This is a genomic window from Curtobacterium sp. MCBA15_005 (genome assembly GCF_001864855.1).
Taxonomy (GTDB): Bacteria; Actinomycetota; Actinomycetes; order Actinomycetales; family Microbacteriaceae; genus Curtobacterium; species Curtobacterium flaccumfaciens.
In genome coordinates, this window is the sequence record NZ_MJGL01000056.1 from 211,563 (window position 1) to 230,974 (window position 19,412).

21 protein-coding genes are annotated in these 19,412 nt (G+C 72.2%); 10 read left to right on the forward strand and 11 right to left on the reverse strand.

Going from position 1 to position 19,412, the window contains the following annotated elements:
- Nucleotides 1–30 precede the first annotated feature (30 nt).
- Nucleotides 31–606, forward strand: coding sequence for a GNAT family N-acetyltransferase (locus tag BIU89_RS14705; RefSeq protein WP_071247625.1), 576 nt, complete (start codon nucleotides 31–33; stop codon nucleotides 604–606).
- Nucleotides 603–1,112 carry an SRPBCC family protein gene (locus BIU89_RS14710; RefSeq protein ID WP_083404394.1) on the forward strand — a complete coding sequence of 170 codons (510 nt, stop codon included), beginning with the start codon at nucleotides 603–605 and terminating at the stop codon, nucleotides 1,110–1,112. The genes BIU89_RS14705 and BIU89_RS14710 overlap by 4 nt, the downstream gene beginning before the upstream one ends.
- Here BIU89_RS14710 and BIU89_RS14715 read toward each other — a convergent pair.
- The 6 genes from BIU89_RS14715 to BIU89_RS14740 all read right to left on the reverse strand — a co-directional run bounded on the left by BIU89_RS14715 (nucleotide 1,079) and on the right by BIU89_RS14740 (nucleotide 8,324).
- On the reverse strand, nucleotides 1,079–1,912 hold the full coding sequence (locus BIU89_RS14715) for a MurR/RpiR family transcriptional regulator (protein ID WP_027466258.1): 834 nt from the start codon (nucleotides 1,910–1,912) through the stop codon (nucleotides 1,079–1,081). The genes BIU89_RS14710 and BIU89_RS14715 overlap by 34 nt on opposite strands.
- Nucleotides 1,909–3,168 carry an allantoate amidohydrolase gene (locus BIU89_RS14720; protein ID WP_071247628.1) on the reverse strand — a complete coding sequence of 420 codons (1,260 nt, stop codon included), beginning with the start codon at nucleotides 3,166–3,168 and terminating at the stop codon, nucleotides 1,909–1,911. Before BIU89_RS14720 ends, BIU89_RS14715 begins: the two co-directional genes overlap by 4 nt.
- Nucleotides 3,165–4,418: a pyridoxal-phosphate-dependent aminotransferase family protein gene (locus tag BIU89_RS14725; protein WP_071247631.1), complete on the reverse strand. Its 1,254-nt coding sequence runs from the start codon at nucleotides 4,416–4,418 to the stop codon at nucleotides 3,165–3,167. Before BIU89_RS14725 ends, BIU89_RS14720 begins: the two co-directional genes overlap by 4 nt.
- A 43-nt stretch (nucleotides 4,419–4,461) precedes the next feature.
- Nucleotides 4,462–5,838 (reverse strand): allantoinase AllB, encoded by a 1,377-nt coding sequence (allB, locus tag BIU89_RS14730; RefSeq protein WP_071247634.1) that lies wholly within the window; start codon nucleotides 5,836–5,838, stop codon nucleotides 4,462–4,464.
- Entirely contained in the window at nucleotides 5,835–6,599 is a 765-nt protein-coding gene (locus BIU89_RS14735) for an aspartate/glutamate racemase family protein (protein ID WP_071247636.1), read from the reverse strand. Before BIU89_RS14735 ends, allB begins: the two co-directional genes overlap by 4 nt.
- 159 nt (nucleotides 6,600–6,758) lie before the next feature.
- Entirely contained in the window at nucleotides 6,759–8,324 is a 1,566-nt protein-coding gene (locus tag BIU89_RS14740; RefSeq protein WP_035808813.1) for an NCS1 family nucleobase:cation symporter-1, read from the reverse strand.
- 261 nt (nucleotides 8,325–8,585) lie between these two features.
- Here BIU89_RS14740 and BIU89_RS14745 point away from each other — a divergent pair, with 261 nt between their 5' ends.
- Nucleotides 8,586–9,149, forward strand: coding sequence for a VOC family protein (locus BIU89_RS14745; protein WP_035808811.1), 564 nt, complete (start codon nucleotides 8,586–8,588; stop codon nucleotides 9,147–9,149).
- Nucleotides 9,150–9,211: 62 nt separating this feature from the next.
- Here BIU89_RS14745 and BIU89_RS14750 read toward each other — a convergent pair whose 3' ends face one another.
- Complete coding sequence (locus tag BIU89_RS14750) at nucleotides 9,212–9,943, reverse strand: FadR/GntR family transcriptional regulator (protein WP_071247638.1); 732 nt, start codon at nucleotides 9,941–9,943, stop codon at nucleotides 9,212–9,214.
- Nucleotides 9,944–10,029: 86 nt separating this feature from the next.
- Here BIU89_RS14750 and BIU89_RS14755 point away from each other — a divergent pair, with 86 nt between their 5' ends.
- From BIU89_RS14755 to BIU89_RS14770, 4 genes are all read left to right on the forward strand, one after another.
- Complete coding sequence (locus BIU89_RS14755; protein ID WP_254791654.1) at nucleotides 10,030–10,935, forward strand: proline iminopeptidase-family hydrolase; 906 nt, start codon at nucleotides 10,030–10,032, stop codon at nucleotides 10,933–10,935.
- A 167-nt stretch (nucleotides 10,936–11,102) separates the two neighbouring features.
- The gene (locus BIU89_RS14760) at nucleotides 11,103–12,509 is read left to right on the forward strand and encodes an APC family permease (RefSeq protein ID WP_027466251.1); all 1,407 of its coding nucleotides are present in this window, start codon (nucleotides 11,103–11,105) and stop codon (nucleotides 12,507–12,509) included.
- Nucleotides 12,506–13,435, forward strand: a complete 930-nt coding sequence (locus tag BIU89_RS14765; RefSeq protein WP_071247644.1) for an acetamidase/formamidase family protein — start codon at nucleotides 12,506–12,508, stop codon at nucleotides 13,433–13,435. Before BIU89_RS14760 ends, BIU89_RS14765 begins: the two co-directional genes overlap by 4 nt.
- 75 nt (nucleotides 13,436–13,510) lie before the next feature.
- Nucleotides 13,511–14,278: an SGNH/GDSL hydrolase family protein gene (locus BIU89_RS14770; RefSeq protein WP_083404395.1), complete on the forward strand. Its 768-nt coding sequence runs from the start codon at nucleotides 13,511–13,513 to the stop codon at nucleotides 14,276–14,278.
- Nucleotides 14,279–14,323: 45 nt separating this feature from the next.
- Here BIU89_RS14770 and BIU89_RS14775 read toward each other — a convergent pair whose 3' ends face one another.
- From BIU89_RS14775 to BIU89_RS14785, 3 genes are all read right to left on the reverse strand, one after another.
- Nucleotides 14,324–14,815 carry a GNAT family N-acetyltransferase gene (locus BIU89_RS14775; protein ID WP_071247647.1) on the reverse strand — a complete coding sequence of 164 codons (492 nt, stop codon included), beginning with the start codon at nucleotides 14,813–14,815 and terminating at the stop codon, nucleotides 14,324–14,326.
- 4 nt (nucleotides 14,816–14,819) lie between these two features.
- Nucleotides 14,820–16,223, reverse strand: coding sequence for an LLM class flavin-dependent oxidoreductase (locus BIU89_RS14780; RefSeq protein ID WP_071247650.1), 1,404 nt, complete (start codon nucleotides 16,221–16,223; stop codon nucleotides 14,820–14,822).
- A 137-nt stretch (nucleotides 16,224–16,360) separates the two neighbouring features.
- Nucleotides 16,361–16,729, reverse strand: a complete 369-nt coding sequence (locus tag BIU89_RS14785; protein ID WP_071247653.1) for a VOC family protein — start codon at nucleotides 16,727–16,729, stop codon at nucleotides 16,361–16,363.
- 62 nt (nucleotides 16,730–16,791) lie between these two features.
- Between BIU89_RS14785 and BIU89_RS14790 the strand changes: the two genes are divergently transcribed.
- Both BIU89_RS14790 and BIU89_RS14795 read left to right on the forward strand, forming a co-directional pair.
- Complete coding sequence (locus BIU89_RS14790; RefSeq protein ID WP_071247657.1) at nucleotides 16,792–17,241, forward strand: MarR family winged helix-turn-helix transcriptional regulator; 450 nt, start codon at nucleotides 16,792–16,794, stop codon at nucleotides 17,239–17,241.
- Between the two features lie 28 nt (nucleotides 17,242–17,269).
- Nucleotides 17,270–17,725 (forward strand): GNAT family N-acetyltransferase, encoded by a 456-nt coding sequence (locus BIU89_RS14795; protein WP_071247660.1) that lies wholly within the window; start codon nucleotides 17,270–17,272, stop codon nucleotides 17,723–17,725.
- On the opposite strand, the gene BIU89_RS14800 is transcribed toward BIU89_RS14795, so the two are convergent.
- On the reverse strand, nucleotides 17,679–18,254 hold the full coding sequence (locus tag BIU89_RS14800) for a TetR family transcriptional regulator (RefSeq protein WP_071247663.1): 576 nt from the start codon (nucleotides 18,252–18,254) through the stop codon (nucleotides 17,679–17,681). The two genes, BIU89_RS14795 and BIU89_RS14800, sit on opposite strands and share 47 nt — an antisense overlap.
- 95 nt (nucleotides 18,255–18,349) lie before the next feature.
- On the opposite strand from BIU89_RS14800, the gene BIU89_RS14805 reads away from it, so the two are divergent.
- Nucleotides 18,350–19,402, forward strand: a complete 1,053-nt coding sequence (locus BIU89_RS14805; protein WP_071247665.1) for a zinc-binding alcohol dehydrogenase family protein — start codon at nucleotides 18,350–18,352, stop codon at nucleotides 19,400–19,402.
- Nucleotides 19,403–19,412: the final 10 nt, after the last annotated feature.

Consider the following 19,412-nt stretch of genomic DNA (forward strand, 5'->3'; position numbering starts at 1 on the left):
CGCCCGCGCCGTCGTGGCTAGGCTCGAACCGTGCAGCCCGTCACCCTCCGCACCGAGCGACTGGTGCTCTCGGCCCCCGAGCTCGGCGACGCCGACGACGTGGTGGCCTACGCCAACGACCCGGACGTGATCGCGTACACCCCAGTGCCGGTGCCGTACGGGCATGCTGAGGCACGGTACTGGATCACGGACGTCGTCGCGGCCGGCTGGGCGGCGGACAGCCGGTACGAGTTCGGGATCCGGCGCGCGGACGACCTCAGGCTGCTCGGCACGGTCGGCCTGTTCGCCTTCGCCGACGGGGCCGCCGAGATCGGCTACGCCATGCACCCGGACGGTCGCGGCTCCGGCATCATGACCGAGGCCGCCGAGCGCGTGCTGCACTGGGCCTTCGCCGGAGTGCCCGAGGGACTCGGTCTCCTCCGGGTCCAGTGGCGCGCGATCGCCACGAACACCGCGTCGGCCGCGGTCGCCCAACGGCTCGGTCTGCGGTTCGAAGGACGTACCCGGTCGAGTGTTCTGCACCGCGGCAGCCGGCACGACCAGTTGCTCGCCGCCGCGCTGCACGACGACGATCGGTCCGCCGCGACGGTCTGGCCGGCGTCGTGACCGTCTCGTTCCGGGTCGTGACGGACCTGCCGCTTCCGCCGGAGCGCGCCTTCGCGCTGTCACTCGACATCGGCGCGCACGAGCGATCGATGGCCGCGACCGACGAGCGCGCCGTCGCCGGCACGACGGCCGGCACGATCGGCCTGGGCGAGACCGTCACCTGGCGTGCGCGGCACTTCGGGATCGTCTGGCGGATGACGAGCGGGATCACCGACCTGGAGGCACCGCACCGGTTCGTCGACGAACAGGTGCGTGGGCCGTTCGCCCGGTTCCACCACGAGCACCGCTTCGAGCCGTCGGCCGGCGGCACGCGCATGGTCGACACCATCACGCTCCGCGCGCCGCTCGGCCCGCTGGGCCGCCTGGCCGAGGTGCTCGCCCTGGCCCGGTACATGCCGCGGCTCATCGCCGACCGCAACGCCTCGCTCGCCGCCGAACTGCGTGCCGAGCAGCGCGCCGGATCCGACGGCGATCAGGGCGCAGCGAGCTCCCCCAGCGCGTCGTAGGCGGCGGCGACGGCGTCGACCCGCACCCGGCCACCGGGGCCGGAGGCGTCGTAGACGTCGTTCGTGATCGCGGCGACGACGGCGAACAGCGCGGCCATCGAGTCGAACGCCGACGGCGAATCGACCGGGCACAGGATCGCGGTGGCCGCCGGCGCGGCGATGACCGCGGCCGTCGGGTCGCCGAGGACGATGACGTCGGCCCCGGAGTCGACGCAGTGCCGGACGATCCGCTCGACCCCGGCGGTGTGCCGACGCACGGTCACCAGGACCACGAGGTCGTGCCGATCGAGGTCGGCGACCTCTTCCCCGAGCCGCTGACCGGGCGACGGACCGACCCGGACGTCGGACCGCACCTGCGCCAGCTGGGACCGCAGTTGCAGCGCGATCGGGTAGGCGCCGCGCTCACCGAGGACGAGCACGCGGCGGGCGCGGACGATCCGACGGGCCAGCCGCGGGCGGTCCGCTCGGCCGAGCGACGCGAAGGCCGCGTCGAGGTTGCGCGCCTCGACCGCGCGCTGGTCGACGTGGGCGGCGTCCTCGGCGACCCACGGCAGGCCCGAGCCCCGTGCAGACATCAGGTTCTGCCGGACCTCGGCGGCGTCCTGGAACCCCAGCGACCGGACGAGTCGCGAGACGGTGGCCTTCGAGGTGCCCGACTCGGCCGCGAGTTCGGCGGAGGTGCCGACGAGCAGGAGTTCGGGGTCGTGGCGGACCATGGCGGCGACGCGTCGTTCGGCGGGCGAGAGCTGTTCCCACACGGAGTCGATCCGGGCGCGGACGTCGGGGCCGGCGGTGCTCATGCGCGGGCCACCCGGTCGACGGCGACGGCCAGGGCGTCGAGGCCGAGGGCGATGTCCGGCGTCGACACGAACTCGTCCGGGTGGTGGCTGATGCCGTCGGGGTTCCGGAGGAACAGCATCGCCACGTCGGTCACGAGCCCGAGCGACATCGCGTCGTGGCCGGCTCGTGAGAACAGCTCCATGGGCGCGGTCTCGCCCGTCGACGCGATCCCGGCGCGGACGGCGTCCATCAGCCGGGGCGAGCAGAACACCGCGGGCGCACGGTGCACCTCGGTCGGGGTGACGCTCACCCCGCGTCGTTCACCGATGAGCGTGAAGGCCTTGGTGAGTTCGTCCCAGACCTCGTCGCGCTCGTCGTCGAACTCGCCGCGCAGGTCGACCGAGAACCGTGCGAGCCCGGGGACGACGTTGACGGCTCCGGGTTCGACGGTCATCGTGCCGACGGTGCCGACCTGGTGCGAGGCCCGGCAGATGCGTTCCACCGCGAGCGCGGCCTCGGCGGCGGCGAGCAGGGCGTCGTGCCGGCGCTCGTAGGGGGTGCCACCGGCGTGCCGGGCCTCTCCAACGGCCTCGACCGAGAACCGGCGGGCACTCGCGATGCTCGTGACGACCCCGAGGGCCTGCCCGGCCTGTTCGAGGTACGGCCCCTGCTCGATGTGCGCCTCGAGGTAGCCGACCACCGAGGCCGGGTCGACCGCGGCGTCGCCGACGCGCTCCGGGTCGAGGCCGAAGTCGGTGAAGGCCTGCCGGAGCGTGACGCCGTCACCGTCGGCCAGCTCCCACCAGGCGTCGTCCCAGACGCCGGCCACCGCGGACGAACCGAGCAGGGCCTTGCCGAAGCGCGTGCCCTCTTCGTCGGAGAACGCGATGACCTCGAGCGCGACGGGCAGCGGACCGTCGGCGGTGAGCCGGGCGGCGGTGCGGATGGCCATGAGCACCCCGACGACGCCGTCGTACCGGCCGGCGTCCACCACGGTGTCCAGGTGCGAGCCGAGCAGCAGCACGGGCGCGTCGGGCGTCGCGCCCGCGGCCCGGCCGTGCAGGTTGCCGGCGGCGTCCTGCCAGGTGGACAGTCCGGCGTCCTGCATCCAGCCCGCGACGAGGGCGTTCGCCCGGGCGTGCTCCGGTGACAGGTAGACGCGGGTGATGCGGCCCGGTTCGGCGCTGAGGGCGGCGAGCTCGTCGCACCAGCGGGCGACGAGTTCGGCGTCGGCGGTGCCCACGGCGGTGGCGTTCAGGACGGGCACGGCGCTCACGCGAGCACCTCGGCCCCGGCGGGAGCGACCGCGGCGGTGTCGTCGCGGAAGACGTCGAGTGCGGCATCGACACCGCCCCCGTGCGGGACCGCGTGCCCGGCCCGGCGCAGGGTGTGCTCGAGCGCGGCCAGGGTCGTGACCACGGTGTCCTTCCGGGCGTTGTAGCCCATCGTGCCGATGCGCCAGACCCGTCCGTGCAGCGGCCCGAACGAGGTGCCGATCTCGATCCCGTGGTCGTCGAGCATCGCGCCGCGGACCTGGTCGCCGACGACGTCGGAGGGGATCTCGACGGCGACGACGTTGTGCATCTTGTGGGCGACGTCGCCGAAGACCGTGAGTCCGAGGGCCTGCACCCCGGCGAGCATCGCCCGCCCGGCGGTCTCGTGGCGGGCGACGACGGCGTCGCGGCCTTCCTCGAGCAGGATGCGGGCGCACTCGTGGGCCGCGTAGAGCATCGAAGCGGCCTCGGTGTGGTGGTTCAGGCGGCGGGGGCCCCAGTAGTCGAGGATCATCGCGAGGTCGAGGTAGTTCGACCGGATCGGTTCGTCGGCGACGTCGTCACCGGGTTCGCGGATGCCGGCCTCGACGCTCCGCCGCTCGTCGAGCACGGCCACGGCCCCCGGCGACAGCGTGACGGGTGCGCTGCCGGACGGGCCGCCGAGGCACTTCTGCAGCCCGGCGCTCACGGCGTCGATCCCCCAGGCGTCGACCTCGAGCGGGTTGCCGCCGACCGTCGCGGTGGCGTCGGTGTAGAGCAGGACGCCGTACCGCTCGCAGATCGCACCGAGTTCGTCGAGCGGCTGGTTCATCGTGGTCGAGGTGTCGCCCTGCACGACCGCCAGCACCTTCGGACGGACGCGGGCGATCGCCGACTCGATGGCGGACGGCGTGAAGACCTGGCCCCAGTCGGTCTCGATGGTGTGGACCTCGGCACCCGCACGGCCGGCGATCTCGGCGAGCAGGTGCCCGAACCGGCCGAACACCGGCACGAGCACGCGGTCACCCGGGGCGAGCAGCGACACCAGCACCGCTTCGATCCCCGCACGCGAGGTGCCGTCCACGAGCAGCGTCGCGTCGTTGCGGGTGCCGAACACGCGGCGGTAGAGCGCCTGCGTCTCGTTCATCGTCGAGGTCATCCACGGGTCGTACTGGCCGACGAGCGGCGTCGACAGCGCACGGAGCACGCGCGGGTCGGCGTCGATCGGACCGGGCCCCATGAGGAGACGGGCGGGTGGGTTCACTGGGAGCATGCTGGTTCCTTCCGTTCCTGATCTGACGATACCGGAACGATCGTTACAGGGGTGTTTCCGCCGCGAGCACGGGCCGTTCGGCCAGCTGCCCCTCGACGCCGACCACACCGTCGTCCGCCGTGGCGATGCGACGGCCACGGAGCCAGGTCTCGGTGACGCTGCCGCGCACGCGGAGCCCGTCGAACGCGGACACCGGGTTGCGGTGCTCGAGCCCGGCGACGTCGACGACGGACTCGGCGGACGGGTCGAACACGGCGAAGTGCGCCAGGGCACCGGGAGCGATCACCCCGCGGTCGCGCAGCCCGACCAGGGCGGCCGGACCGGTCGTGAACAGCGGCAGCAGCGCCTCGAGCGGGATCCCTCGGCGCTCGGCCTCGGTCCACACCGCCCGGAACCCGACCTGCAGGCCGGCGACCCCGCCCCAGGCCAGGCCCCAGTCGTCGGTCTTCAGGTCGGCGGTGGAGGGCGAGTGGTCCGACACGACGAGGTCGATCGTGCCGTCGAGCACGCCCGCCCACAGCGCGTCGCGGTTGGCGTCGTCGCGGATCGGTGGGCAGCACTTGTAGGCGGTCGCGCCGTCCGGGATCGTGCCCGCCTCGAACGACAGGTAGTGCGGACAGGTCTCGACCGTGATCCGGACGCCGTCGTCCTTCGCGGCACGGAGCATCGGCAGCGCACCCGCGTCGGACAGGTGCAGCACGTGCACCCGCGCACCGGTCGCCCGCGCGCCGTCGATGACCTGCGCGATCGCGGACCGTTCGGCGGCGACGGGCCGGGTGGCCAGGAAGTCGGCGTACCGGCCACCGAGCGCCCGGTGGGGCACGAGGTGCTCCGGGTCTTCGGCGTGCACGATCAGCAGGGCGTCGATCCGGGCGACCTCGGCGATCGCGGCTCGGAGCTGCTCGGGGTCGAGGTGCGGGAACTCGTCGACACCGCTCGGTGCCGTGAAGCACTTGAACCCGAAGACGCCGGCGTCGTGCAGGGCGTCGAGCGACCCGAGACTCGCGGGGACCGCGCCGCCCCAGAACCCGACGTCGACCGCCACCCGGCCCTCGGCGCTCGCACGCTTGACGGCGAGCGCCTCGACCGTGGTCGTCGCGGGGATCGAGTTGAGCGGCATGTCCACGATCGTGGTGACCCCGCCCATCGCAGCGGCCCGGGTCGCGGACGCGAAGCCCTCCCACTCGGTGCGGCCGGGCTCGTTGACGTGCACGTGGGTGTCGACGAGTCCGGGGAGCAGCACCTGCCCGTCCGGCACGGTGTGGTCCTGCACGGCGTCGACGACCGCGTCGACGGGCAGGACGCCGGTGATGCGGCCGTCGTGGACGATGACCGCGGCCGGGCGGAAGGCGCCGTCGACCCAGGCTCGCTGCGCGCGGACGACCAGGTCTGCCGTGTCGCCCGCCGGGAGGCCCGTCATGCGCCCGCCCCGGCCGTCGCGATCGCCGCCGGGTGGCGTTCGAAGCCCGCCAGCAGCCCCGACATCGCCTTCACCGGCGGCAGGGCGTACTCGCCGCGCTTGCCCGTGGACAACCCGAGCCGGACGAGCGACTCCGCCAGGACCGTGGCCGCCGCGACGCCGTCGACGACCGGTGCCCCGATGGCCAGCGAGACCTCGGCGCAGAAGTCGGCCATGCCCGCGCACCCGAGCACGACGGCGTCGGCTCCCCCGTCGATGACCGCTCGGCACTCCTCGATCACGAGCGCACGGGCACCGGACTCGGGGTCGTCGAGCTCGAGCACCGGGACCTCGCACGCCCGGATCTCCGTGACGAGCGGGGCGAAGCCGTAGCGCTGGGCGAGCTCGTGGGCTCGGCCGGTCGTCCGCGCCAGGGTGGTGACGACGCCGAACCGGCGGCCGAGCATCGCGGCGGCGTGGAACCCGGCCTCGGCGATCCCGATCACCGGCACCGTCGCGAGCTCCCGCGCGGCGTCGAGCCCCGGGTCCCCGAAGCAGGCGACGACGAAGGCGTCCACCCCGTCCTGCTCCCCGCGGGCGATCTGCTCGAGCAACCCGGGCACGGCCAGGGCCTCTTCGTAGTGGCTCTCGATCGAGGCCGGCCCCATCGTGGGCTCGACCGGTTCGATCAGCGTGCCGGGAGCGGCGACGGCACGGGCGGCGACGCCGATCGACCGCGTCATCGACGCGGTGGTGTTGGGGTTGACGACGCGGATGCGCATCGGGGTCCTTCCGGTGGAGCGAGTGGAGCCGTGGAACGGGTGACGCCGGGTGGTGACCATCGTGGCGGGGGCGGGGCGGGCCTCCCGGCCGGGTCTCGGATCTGTGGACGACCGAGCGCCGCGACCCGCCCTGTGGAGGACGGGCCGCGACGCCGGCGGTCAGGCGCGACCGACGGCCGCGCCGTCGTCGACCGTCGGGTCGTCCGCGTCGAGCACGGGCATGCTCGGCCGGGCACGCTCGAGCGCCCAGAAGACGACGAGGCCCAGGCCGCACCCGATGAACCAGCTGTAGCTCGCCAGCCACGGCAGCACGCCGAGCGCCGGGGGCAGGACTGCGCTCGCGACCGAGACCGCACCGGTGACCACGAGGGTCCAGATGGCGTTCGGGTTGAACCCGCCGCGGTACCAGTACCGGGCGGTGCGGCTCGTGGAGTACATGTCGTCGATCGCGATGCGCTGCTTGCCGACGATGTAGTAGCCCGCGATGAGGATGCCGAACAGCGGGCCGATCAGCGCACCGAGCACCCCGAGCGTGTACAGGATCGCCTGGTCGTTGCCGTACCAGTTCCACGGGGTGAGGAGCACCGAGCCGACCGCGGCGATCATGCCACCGGCCCGCCACGAGATCTTCCGGGGTGCCACGTTCGAGAAGTCGAACGCGGGGCTGATGAAGTTCGCCACGATGTTGATGCCGACGGTCGCGGTGACGAACGTCAGGCCGCCGAGCAGGATCGCGAACGGGGCACCGATGGCCTGCACGGTCTCGATCGGGTCGGTGATGAGCTTGCCAAACACCGGCACCGTCGCACTGGCGCAGAGCACCGTCAGGACCGAGAAGAACAGGAAGTTGATCGGCAGCCCCCAGAAGTTGCCGCGCTTGACCGCACGGAACGACCGGCCGTAGCGCGAGAAGTCCCCGAAGTTCAGCATCGGGCCCGAGAAGTAGCTGACCACCAGGGCGACCGCGGACAGCATCACCGGGATCGACGCCCCGAAGGACAGTGGCTCGCCGACCGACAGGGTGAACGAGATGTTGCCGATGCCCGCCTGGCTGACCAGGTAGACCGCGAGCGCGATCATCACCACGTAGACCGCCGGTCCGGCCCAGTCGATGAACCGCTTGATGGCCTCCATGCCCATCCAGAACAGCGCGCCCTGCGCCACCCAGAGGATCGCGTACGAGATCCAGCCCAGGGCCGACAGCCCGAGGAACGAGTGGTCGAGCAGCCCCGCGGACGCCGGGATGAACTTGAGGAAGATGATGTTCAGCGACTGGGCGGCGAGGAAGGTCTGCACGCCGTACCAGGCCATCGCGATGAGGCCGCGGATGATGGCGGGGACGTTCGCGCCGAGCACCCCGAACACCGCGCGGTTGATCACCGGGTACGGCACACCGGTGCGCTGCGACGGCTTGGCGACCAGGTTGGCGAAGACCTGCACGATGAGGATGCCGACCACCAGGGCGATGAGCACCTGCCAGCTCGCGATGCCGAGGGCGAAGAGCGACCCGGCGGTGACGTAGCCGCCGACCGAGTGCACGTCGGACATCCAGAACGCGAAGAAGTTGTAGCTCGTCCAGCGCTGCTCGCGCAGCGGGGCGAGGTCCTCGTTTGTGAGCGCCGGGTCGTACCCGGGCTTGACGACACCGGCACCCGCTGGGGCGGGAGCGGCGGTCGTGGTGGGGGCGTGGGGCGCGGCGACTGGTGTCGCGATGTCGGTAGCCATGGCGTCCTCCGAGGGAGTGGGAAGCGGGGCGGTGCGTGCTTGAGCACGAAGCTACGGAGCGACTTCGCCCCCGCCGTTTCCCTCGTGTAACGGTCGTGTGTCCCGCACCCCGTCCTGGAACGACCGTTCCGGAACGGCCGCCGAGACCGGCGCCGACCGCGCCCGGAGCCGCGCTGCGGCTTGCCGCATCGATGGGCACCGACCCCGCACGGACGCCGCACGGACCCGAGGAGCGGTGACCGCCGGTGGTACGAATCGACCATGAGCAGGGGAATCAGGATCGACCACGTGGGCGTCACGGTGCCGGACATCGACGCAGCCACGCAGTTCTTCGAGGCGGCGTTCGACGCCGTCGTCCTGTACGACATGCGACGTCGTGACGAGACGCCGAACAGCAGTTCCGAGGCGCACGGCTACCTCGGCATCCCGAGCACCATGGCGCAGGGGGCCATGCGGATGCTCGCGCTGCCGGAGGGGCCGGGGCTCGAGCTGTTCGAGTACCTGGGGCCCGAGCAGCGGAACGCCGCACACCCGTCCGACCTGGGGTGGCAGCACCTGGCGATGTACGCCGACGACCTGGACGAGACGCTCGCCCGGGTCGAGGCGGCCGGCGGTACCCGGAACTCCGACCCGCGCGACCTGCGTGGTGACGAGGCGGGGGCCGGCAACCGGTTCGTGTACACCCGCACGCCGTGGGGGTCGACGCTCGAGCTCGTCAGTTACCCGACGCCGCAGCCGTACCTGGTGTACGCGCCGCGGCCGAAGTGGGCCCCGTGGCCGATGCCGGACGACGTCTACCCGGTGCCGGCACCCGCCGTGCACTGACGACCGACCGACCGACCGAAGAACCAGCCAACCGACCACCACACCGACCGACGGACCGCGCCTCAGTGCCGGGGCACCTGCCCCGTCCGCCGCACGGCCCGTTCGAGCAGTTCGACGTCGATCCCGACGTGCTGCCGGGCGATCACGCCCGCCTCGGGCGCCCGCCCCGAACACACCGCGTCCACCAGCGACTCGTGCTCGCGGAGCGCGCGGGTCTCCATCTCCGCCATGCCCTCGGCCGTGCCCCACAGGTGCGCCGGAGCGGCGATGGAGATCTGCGCCTCGAACGCGGCGAGCGCCGTCCGCAGGGCGTCGTTCCGCGCGGCGTCGATGATCGTCCGGTGCAGCACGGCGTCGGCCTGCTGCTTCTCGAGACCCGAGGTGGCGTCGCGGAACACCTCGAGCCGTGCACGGATCAGGGCGGCGTCCTCCGGGGTCACCCGTTCCGCGGCGGCCGTCGCGAGCGCCCCGTGCAGCAGCGCGATGGCGTCGGCGGTGTCCTGGATCGCCTCCCACCGGGCAAGCAGCACCCGCCCGACGGCGTCCGATGAGCTGTCCGGCCACTCGGTGCGGACGAACGTGCCACCGCCCCGGCCTCGACGGGTCTCGAGCAGCCCCCGTTCGACGAGCCGGGCGATCGCGCCCCGCACGGTGACCCGGGCGACGCCGAGCAGGCCGGCCAGTTCGCGTTCCGGCGGCAGGTTCGCGCCGGGCAGGTACTCGCCCACGGCGACGGCGGTCACGAGGCGGTCCTCGACCTCGTCGACGCGCGTCTCGGTCGCACGATCGGACACACGGACCCCCTTCGCGGTGTTACGACCACGTTAAGGCAGCAGAAAAGGTATTGCGTGGGACCTTTTTCCGCTCCATGCTGACCCCCATGTCCAGCATCACCGAATCCACGATGCCGTTCCGCGACGGCGAGACCTGGTACCGGGTCACCACGCCCGACACCCCGGTCGCCGGCGCGCTGCCCCTCGTCGTCCTGCACGGCGGGCCCGGCATGGCACACGACTACCTCCGGAACCTCGCGGCCCTGGCCGACGAGACCGGCCGGACCGTCGTCCACCACGACCAGTTCGGTTGCGGCCGGAGCAGCCACCGCCCGGACGCCCCGGTCGACACCTGGCAGCCGCAGCTGTTCGTCGACGAGTACGCCGCCCTGGTCGAGCACCTCGGGCTCGGCGACCACCACGTGCTCGGGCAGTCGTGGGGCGGCATGCTCGGCGCCGAGATCGCGGTGCAGCAGCCCGCTGCCCTCCGCTCGCTGGCGATCTGCAACTCCCCCGCATCGATGCAGCTCTGGGTCGACGGCGCCGCCGAGCTCCGCGCGCAGCTGCCCGCCGACGTGCAGGACGCCCTGACCCGGCACGAGACGGCCGGCACCGTCGACGACCCCGAGTACCTGGCGGCGACGCAGGTCTTCTACGAGCGGCACGTCTGCCGCGTGGTCCCGATGCCGCGGGACTTCGTCGACTCCGAGGAACAGATGGAGCGCGAGCCGACGGTCTACCACACGATGAACGGCCCGAACGAGTTCCACGTCATCGGCACGATGCGCGACTGGACCATCGTCGACCGGCTCGACCGCGTCGCCGTGCCGACGCTCGTCGTCGCCGGCGAGCACGACGAGGCCACCCCCGCCACGTGGGCCCCGTTCGTCGAGCGGATCGCCGACGTCCGGCAGCACGTCTTCCCCGGCGCGAGCCACTGCTCGCACCTGGAGCAGCCGGCGGAGTTCCGCCGGGTCGTCGCGACCTTCCTGGCCGCGCACGACGACGCCTGACCCGGCCACCACCTTCCCTGGAGGCGCGGGACGGGCCCGCCCCGCGCCTCCCGAGAAGGAAGTCCCCACCCACAACGGCCGCACCCGCCTTCCCGACGACACCACCCGTTCTCCTTCCCCCAGCACCGCCCCCTGCACCCGTCCCTCCACCCGAAACGGAACCCGACATGTCGCAGCAGCACAGTGAGCTCTCCGCACAGCAGCAGCTCGAGGCCTACGGCTACAAGCAGGAGCTCAAGCGCTCCGTCTCCACCACCGACCTGCTCATCTACGGCCTGGTCTTCATGGTCCCGATCGCCCCGTGGGCGATCTTCGGGACCGTCTACAACGCCTCCAGCGGCATGGTGCCGCTGGTGTACCTCGTCGGCCTCGTCGCGATGATCTTCACCGCCCTGGCCTACGCGCAGATGGCGAAGTCGATCCCCCTCGCCGGCAGCGTGTTCTCGTACGTCGGCCGCGGCATCCACCCCACCGCCGGGTTCTTCGCCGGCTGGGCGATCCTGCTCGACTACCTGCTCGTCCCGACGCTGCTCTACGTGTTCGCCGCCGAGAGCATGGTCGGCATCTTCCCGGGCACGCCCCGCTGGCTGTGGGCGCTCGTGTTCGTCGCGATCAACACCGTCATCAACCTGGCCGGGGTGTCCTCGCTCAAGCTCGCGAACCGCATCTTCCTGCTCATCGAGCTCGTCTTCGTCGCGATCTTCGTCGTCATCGCGATCGTCGCGCTGACCGGCGGCACGATCCCCGACGCGTCGTTCGGCACCGAGCAGATCTGGGACCCCGCCAAGGTGTCGGCGCCGCTCATCGCCTCGGCCCTGTCGATCGCGGTGCTGAGCTTCCTGGGCTTCGACGGCATCTCGACGCTGTCCGAGGAGTCCACCGGCCGTCGTGGCGGAGCGGGCACGGCGATGATCCTGGCGCTCGTCATCGTGGCGTTCCTGTTCATCCTGCAGACCTGGCTCGCGTCCGCCCTGGCCGCGGGGCGGGACTCGTTCTCGGACAGCGAGGCCGGCAACGCCTTCTTCACCATCGTCGAGCAGGCCTCGTCGAGCGGCTGGGCGACCGCGTTCTTCGCCGTCAACGTGCTCGCCGTCGGCATCGCGAACGCCATGGCAGCACAGGCCGCGACGAGCCGCCTGCTCTTCTCGATGAGCCGCGACCGTCAGCTGCCCGCGTTCCTGCACAAGCTCAACGGGCGCCAGGTGCCGCAGAACGCGATCATCGTCGTCTCGGTGCTCTCCGCGATCCTGGTGCTGTTCTTCGTCGGGCAGATCGACACGATCTCGTCGCTCGTGAACTTCGGCGCGCTGTTCGGCTTCATGCTCCTGCACGTGTCCGTCTTCGTGCACCACGTCGTCAAGGGGAAGTCGCGCAACTGGCTGCTGCACCTGGTCGTGCCGCTGATCGGGTTCCTGATCATCGGGTACGTCCTGCTCAACGCCGCGGTCGAGGCGAAGGTCGGCGGGATCATCTGGCTGATCGTCGGCGCGGCCGTGTTCCTGTACTACCGACGCACCGGCCGTTCCACCGAGGTCGGCTCCGAAGCAGAACCGACGACGGAGGACGCACGATGACCCCGGACCACTTCCTGCCGAACACCCTCGGCCGCCCCGGGTTCTCGGCCGACCGGGAGCCCGTGCTGCGGGTCCGCCCCGGCACCGGCGAGACCATCGGCTTCGAGACCACCGACGCCGTCTACGCCGAACTCGACCAGCACCACGACATGGCGCAGCTGCAGGCACCGATCAACCCGGTGACCGGCCCGGTGTTCGTCGAGGGGGCGGAACCCGGCGACACCCTCGTGGTGACCATCCACGCCATCGAGCTGACCACGCACGGCTGGTCGGTGTCCCTGCCCGGCTCCGGGGCCCTGCAGCACGTGATGGGCGACCGGGTCTTCGCCCGCCGCTGCCCGATCTCGGACGGCTCGGTGCAGGTTTCCGACCGGCACCGGTTCCCCGTCCGGCCGATGATCGGGTGCATCGGGACGGCCCCGGCCGAGGGCGAGAACTCGACGATCATGCCGGCCTACCCGGAGGGCGGCAACATGGACGTCACCGAGGCCCGCCCCGGCTCGACGGTGTCCCTGCCCGTCCGGGTCCCCGGTGCACTGCTGTCGATCGGCGACATCCACGCACTCATGGCCGAGGGCGAGTCGTCGTTCGTCGCCATCGAGGCCCAGGGCACCGCGATCGTCTCCGTCGACCTGGTCAAGGGCGGTCCGGTGCTCCGCGCACCGCGCATCGAGACCGCCGACGACTGGCTGTTCGTCGGCCTCGGCGACCCCGTGCAGGAGAGCGTCCGGCGCGGGTACGAGGACGCCTTCGCGTTCCTGGTCGACGAGCACGGCTGGACCGCCGAGGACGCCTACGCGGTGCTCAGCGCGGTCGGTGACTCGAAGCTCGGCGGGCCGACCGGCTCGACCGCCCCGGACCCGTTGCACCCCTTCGCCGCCGTCGGCGCGGTCACCCTGCACCGGGTGCCGAAGTCGGTGCTGTGAGGGTTCGCTGAAGCGGGTTCCCGGTACGGCAGACGTGCCGGGAACCTGCACAGGCATGTGCACGATGATGGGCGCATGCACGACACCATCCGCTACGTCGCGATCGGCGACAGCTTCTCGGAGGGCATCGGCGATGCCGGACCCGCTCCGTTCCCCGGCTGGACCGGACGACTCGCGACCGCGATGGCGGGAGCCTCGGACGCCCACGTCTCGTACGCGAACCTCGCCGTCCGCGGCCGGCTGCTCGCCGGGGTCCTCGACGGCCAGCTCGGGGCCGCCCTCGCGCTCGACCCGGCGCCGACCCTGATCACCTTCTGCGCCGGCGGGAACGACCTGCTGCGCCCGCGCTTCGACGTGGACGCGCTGATCGGGCTCGTCGAGGCCGCCGCCGACCGCGTCGAGGCCACCGGGGCCCGCCTGGCGCTCCTCAGCCCGGCCGACCCGAGCGCCCGCCTGCCCCTGGGCTCCCTGATCAACCGCCGCGGTGACGCCTGGGCCGAAGCGCTCGGCACGCTCGCCCGACGCCGTGGTCTGCCGTTCGTCGACGTCTCGCGCGACCCGCACCTCGGCCGCGCGGAGTTCTGGTCGGACGACCGGCTGCACATGAACGCCACCGGGCACCAGCGCGTCGCGGACCTGGCGCTGCACGCGGTCCTCGACGGCCCCGCGCCGGTCGAGCCCGCGGACACCGGTGCCGCCCGGGCCCGCCTGGGCGAGGAACTCCGCTACTACCGCGAGTACGTCCTGCCGTGGGTACAGCGTCGGATCACCCGCACGTCGTCGGGCGACGGGCGCTCGGCGACCTACCCGACGTGGACGCCGGTGCGCGGTCGGGACGCGTAGCCAGCGTCAACCCGCGTCTGCGAGCGTCGGCCTGCCTCGGCCCGCTCAGCCCGCGACGTACACGCGGGTGGTGACCCCGCTCAGCGCGTGCGCGAACTCGTCGCCCGTCGCCACGAAGCCGCCCGCCTCGTACAGCCGCACCGCCCGGTCGTTGTCGCCGAGCACGTGCAGCACCACGCGGGGGTGTCCGGCAGCCCGGGCGTCGTGCACCGCCTCGGACAGCAGCGACCGTCCGACCCCGCGGGCCTGCACCCCGGGGCGCACCGCGAGCAACGACAGGTAGGCGGCGTCCGCCGGGTCCGTCGACCGCCCGGTCCCGGGTGCCGTCACGAGCACGAAGCCGTCCACCGCACCGTCCGGGCCGGGAGCCACCAGCCAGGCGACGTGCTCCGCCGCGAACTTCTGCCGCGCGCGCTCCCGCACGGCCGGGTCCTCGGCGGCACCGTCACGGACGGCCACGGCCGCGGCCCACAGGTCGATGCAGGTGTCGGTCTCGTCCGGGGTCGCAGGACGCACGACCACGGACGACTCGATCACCCGATCAGCCTACGACCGCCCGGCTCCCGATCCTGAACGACGCTCCACGGTGCTCGTCGGGCAGCCGGTCCCCGCGGCCGTGCAGCTTCTGGCGGAGCGACCCCGACCCGTACTCCTCCGGGTAGGCCCCGCGGGCACGGAGCTCCGGGATCACGAACTCGATGACGTCCTCCCACGTGCCCGGCGTCACCGCGTACGCCAGGTTGAAGCCGTCGACGTCGGTGAGCTCTTGGATCTCCTGCAACCGGTCGGCGATGGTCGCTCCCCCGCCGACCGCCACCGGGCCGAGTCCACCGATCGCCGTCTGCCGCGCCAGGTCGCGGATCGTCCACTTCGATCCGTCCTCCCCCGTCGCCGCCGCGATGTTCGCCGCCGCCGACTGGATCGCGTTCGACTCGACGTCACCCAGGGGCTGGTCCGGGTCCCACTGCGACAGGTCGACGCCCATCCAGCCGGAGTTGAGCACCAGCGCACCGAGCTCCGACGCGTACGACAGGTAGTCCTCGTACTTCGCCTGGGCCAGCTCGTCGGTGGCGTCCGTGATCACGGTGAGCAGCGTGTAGACGCGGGCGGCGTACCGGTCGCGACCAGCTGCCTCCAGGGCGTCCCGGACCTTCGCGACGGTCGAGGCGAGCTGCTCGAGCGTCGGTGCGCCCACGAAGACCGCTTCCGCGTTCTCCGCGGCGAAGCGGATGCCGCGCGGCGACGCGCCCGCCTGGTAGATGACGGGCGTGCGCTGCACGGACGGCTCCGACAGGTGGATGCCGGGCACGTCGAAGTGCGTGCCGTGGTGCTCGATCGGGTGCACCTTCGCCGGGTCCGTGAAGACGCCGGCTTCGCGGTCGGCGACGACGGCGTCGTCCTCCCACGAGCCCTCCCACAGCTTGTAGAGGACCTCGAGGTACTCGTCCGCCACGTCGTACCGGTCGTCGTGCGACAGTTGGTCGGTCTGGCCCATGTTCCGCGCGGCACTCGGCAGGTACCCGGTGACGACGTTCCAGCCGACCCGGCCCTTGGTCAGGTGGTCGAGCGTCGACATGCGCCGGGCGAACGGGTACGGGTGCTCGTACGCGGTGCCGGCCGTGATGCCGAAGCCGAGGTGCTCGGTCACCGACGCCATCGCCGACACGAGCAGGATCGGGTCGTTCACCGGCACCTGCGACCCGGTGCGGAGCGCGGCCTCGTTCGAGCCGCCGTACACGTCGTAGGTGCCCAGGACGTCGGCGATGAAGATGCCGTCGAAGGCCCCGCGCTCGAGCGTCTTCGCCAGGTCCGTCCAGTAGGTCAGGTCGCGGTAGTCCCGCGACCGGTCGCGGGGGTGCCGCCACAGTCCGGAGGACTGGTGCGCGACGCAGTTCATGTCGAACGCGTTGAAGCGGATCTGCCGGTGCTCGCTGCTGGTGGTCACGGGTCGAGACGCTACGTCGGACACCTCGGACCGTCACGGATCGTGACGAAGCGTGACGGTCGGCTCCGGCAACGGCCTGGAGGCGCGACCCACGCCCGCCCCGCCGCCCACGACGGACGCGGGGCCGGCTCCAGGGCTCAGGCGCGGTCGTGGAGCGTGACGTGGTAGCCGTCGGGGTCGGCGAACGTGAACGTCCGACCGAACGGACCGTCGACCGGCGCCGAGACGATCCGGTGCCCGTCGGCGGCGAGCGCGTCGTGGATCGCCTGCACGTCCGTCGCGTGCAGCCAGATCGCGGCGCCGATGCCGGGCTGTGCCACCGCGTCGAGGTCCGTGCCGGGCACCAGGTCGCGCAGGCCGAAGGCGATCGGCGTGGTCTCGAACACGACGGCGTGCGGCGGGCCGGCCTCGGAGCGGACGAGGCCGAGGTACCGCTCGTAGAACGCCTGCGAGGCGTCGAGGTCGCGGGTCTGCAGGGAGATGAAGTCGGGGCCGGTGACGGGCATGTGGTGCTCCTCGGGGTTGTGTCAGTCTTCTGACACAGGACAAGCTATGTCAGACTACTGACATGCGTCAAGACGACACCGGCATCCACCTCGAGACGTCGATCGGCTACCTGCTCAAGGAGACCGCGAGCGCTCTCCGCGCGTCGATGGAGGCCGTACTGCGCCCACTCGGCATGACGGTGACGCACTACTCCTGCCTCGAACTGCTCGCACAGCGCCCCGGCCTGTCGAACTCCGAACTCGCGCGGGGCACCTTCGTCACCCGGCAGTCGATGAACGTGTTGCTGCAGGCCCTGGAGCGGGACGGCTTCGTCACCCGCGCCACCGAGCCGTCGGTCGGCAAGGCGCTCCCCACGCAGCTGACCGACAGCGGGCGTCGGAGCCTGGCGCAGGCGAGCGCGGCGATCCGCGGCGTCGAACAGCGGATGCTCGCCGATCTGACCGACGACCAGCAGACCGAGGCCCGTCGGATCCTGCGGAGCATGGTCGCTTCACTCCGCAGTGCGGCCTGAGCGCTCGCGGGGTTCGTAGGCTGAGGGGATGGACGTCGCACTGCGGGACAGCACCACCGAGGACCTCGAGTGGCTCGTCGAGCTCCGGGCAGTGGTGCTGCGCGACGACCTGACGCGGCTCGGGGTGTTCGACGAGACGCGCGTCCGACAGCGCCTTCGCGACGCATTCCAGCCGGAGCTGACCCGCGTCGTCGTGGTCGACGGCCGCGACGTCGGGTCGGTCACCGTGCGGGTCGAGGACGACGTCCGCTGGGTCGAGCACTTCTACCTCGCACCCGACGTCCAGGGGCGCGGAGTCGGGTCGACGGTGCTGCGCGCCGTCCTCGACGAGCCCCACGACGGCCCGACGCGGCTCAACGTGCTGGTGGGCAGCCCTGCTCGCCGACTCTACGAACGCCACGGCTTCGTGCTCGACACCGACGACGGCGTCGACGTGTTCATGACGCTGCGGGCCGCCGATCGAGCACCCCACGGAGCGCACTGAGCTGCTCGTCGACGACGTCGGCCATCCGGCGCTCGGCTGGTCCGGTGAGCCACGACTCGAGGGCCAGGTGGAACAGCATCACGGTCGTCTCGGCGATCACCGCCGCCTCGGACGGATCGAGCCCACGGTCGACGAAGGCCCCGCGCACCGCGTCCGTCAGGTCGGCACGCTTCCGGGCGTCGCGCTCCCGCAGTGAGGACTCGGACAGCACCAGCCGCCGCACCGACCCGACCTCACCGTGCCGCCCCTCGAACCGCTCGTCGGCGACGGTGCGGAGGCCGTGCACCACGATGTCGAGCGGGTCGATCCCGGCCGGCGCGCCCTCGATGGCGGCCCGGGCGAGATCGGGGATCTCGTCGCCGGCGAAGATCACCTCGCGCTTGTCGGCGAAGTACCGGAAGAAGGTGCGGGTCGTCAGTCCGGCCCGTGCGGTGATCTGCGGCACGGTCGTCGCCTGGTAGCCCTGCTCGGCGAAGAGCTCGAACGCCGCTCGCTCGAGTCGCCCTCGGGCATCCGGTGACCAACGCATGGGGCAAGAGTACTGGTGATGACACGTCGTGTCATGATTGACTCGGTGATGACACGTCGTGTCATGACTCACTTCGAGCAAGAGATCGGGACACCATGTCGTCATCGGGCAACGCAGCACTCTGGGCCACGTCGACCGGGCGGTTCGCCGTCGGGCCCGCCACGGTCCCCCAGCCCGGCCCCGGCGAACTCGTCGTCCGCGCCGAGGCCGTCGCCGTCAACCCGGTCGACGCCGTCGGTGGGCTCTTCCGGCACCTGGTGTACCCGAAGCTGCGGTTCCCCGCGGTCCTCGGTTCGGACGTCGCCGGCACCGTGGTCGCGATCGGTCCCGGCGTCGAGCGGTTCCGTGTCGGCGACCGGGTCGTCGGGCACGCCGCGGGACAGGAGCAGCACCGGAACAGCGCTGCCGAAGGGGCCTTCCAACACCTGGTCCTGCTGCTCGACCGTGTGACGACCCCGGTTCCGGATGCCCTGCCCGCCGAGCAGGCAGCGGTCCTGCCGCTCGCCGTCTCGACCGCCGCCGCCGGGCTCTTCGAACCGGACCAGCTCGCGCTGCCGCTCCCCACGGCCGATGCGATCGACCGCGACGGCGTCGTCCTGGTGTGGGGTGCGTCCACGAGCGTCGGCGCCAACGCCGTCCAGCTCGCCCGCGCCGCCGGGTACGCCGTGATCGGTACCGCTTCGCCGAAGAACCACGCGTTCGTGCAGGACCTCGGGGCCGAAGCCGTGTTCGACTACCGCGACGACGGTGCCGCCCGCCGCATCCTCGAGGCACTCGCCGACCGGGACCTCGCCGGCACCCTCGCCTTCGGGCAGGGCTCGCTGACCCGCACGCTCCCGATCGTCCGGGAAGCCACCGGCTCCGGCCGACTCGCATCGGCGTACCCAACGCCGGTGACGACGATCCGTGCACGGCTCGAGCGCCGACACGGGGTCATCATCACCGCGATCTGGGGCGGCCGCCCGACGGAGTCCGAGGTCGGCCCCGCGATCTACCGTGACTTCCTGCCCGAGGCGCTCCGCACCGGGAGGTACCGCGCCACCCCGACCGCATCCGTCGTCGGATCGGGACTCGCCGCGATCCCGGACGCCCTCGCCGAGCTCCGCGCGGGTGTCTCCGCCCGGAAGCTCGTCGTCACCCTCCCCTGAGCCGGTAGCC

What these genes read in the sequence shown, in the direction of transcription:
- BIU89_RS14725 (WP_071247631.1), bottom strand. Translation starts at nt 4,418, where the DNA reads ATGCTCCCAGTGAACCCACCCGCCCGTCTCCTCATGGGGCCCGGTCCG.
- BIU89_RS14800 (WP_071247663.1), bottom strand. Translation starts at nt 18,254, where the DNA reads ATGCGTTGGTCACCGGATGCCCGAGGGCGACTCGAGCGAGCGGCGTTC.
- BIU89_RS14760 (WP_027466251.1), top strand. Translation starts at nt 11,103, where the DNA reads ATGTCGCAGCAGCACAGTGAGCTCTCCGCACAGCAGCAGCTCGAGGCC.
- BIU89_RS14770 (WP_083404395.1), top strand. Translation starts at nt 13,511, where the DNA reads ATGCACGACACCATCCGCTACGTCGCGATCGGCGACAGCTTCTCGGAG.
- BIU89_RS14795 (WP_071247660.1), top strand. Translation starts at nt 17,270, where the DNA reads ATGGACGTCGCACTGCGGGACAGCACCACCGAGGACCTCGAGTGGCTC.
- BIU89_RS14805 (WP_071247665.1), top strand. Translation starts at nt 18,350, where the DNA reads ATGTCGTCATCGGGCAACGCAGCACTCTGGGCCACGTCGACCGGGCGG.
- BIU89_RS14785 (WP_071247653.1), bottom strand. Translation starts at nt 16,729, where the DNA reads ATGCCCGTCACCGGCCCCGACTTCATCTCCCTGCAGACCCGCGACCTC.
- BIU89_RS14765 (WP_071247644.1), top strand. Translation starts at nt 12,506, where the DNA reads ATGACCCCGGACCACTTCCTGCCGAACACCCTCGGCCGCCCCGGGTTC.
- BIU89_RS14735 (WP_071247636.1), bottom strand. Translation starts at nt 6,599, where the DNA reads ATGCGCATCCGCGTCGTCAACCCCAACACCACCGCGTCGATGACGCGG.
- BIU89_RS14740 (WP_035808813.1), bottom strand. Translation starts at nt 8,324, where the DNA reads ATGGCTACCGACATCGCGACACCAGTCGCCGCGCCCCACGCCCCCACC.
- allB (WP_071247634.1), bottom strand. Translation starts at nt 5,838, where the DNA reads ATGACGGGCCTCCCGGCGGGCGACACGGCAGACCTGGTCGTCCGCGCG.
- BIU89_RS14715 (WP_027466258.1), bottom strand. Translation starts at nt 1,912, where the DNA reads ATGAGCACCGCCGGCCCCGACGTCCGCGCCCGGATCGACTCCGTGTGG.
- BIU89_RS14745 (WP_035808811.1), top strand. Translation starts at nt 8,586, where the DNA reads ATGAGCAGGGGAATCAGGATCGACCACGTGGGCGTCACGGTGCCGGAC.
- BIU89_RS14790 (WP_071247657.1), top strand. Translation starts at nt 16,792, where the DNA reads ATGCGTCAAGACGACACCGGCATCCACCTCGAGACGTCGATCGGCTAC.
- BIU89_RS14755 (WP_254791654.1), top strand. Translation starts at nt 10,030, where the DNA reads ATGTCCAGCATCACCGAATCCACGATGCCGTTCCGCGACGGCGAGACC.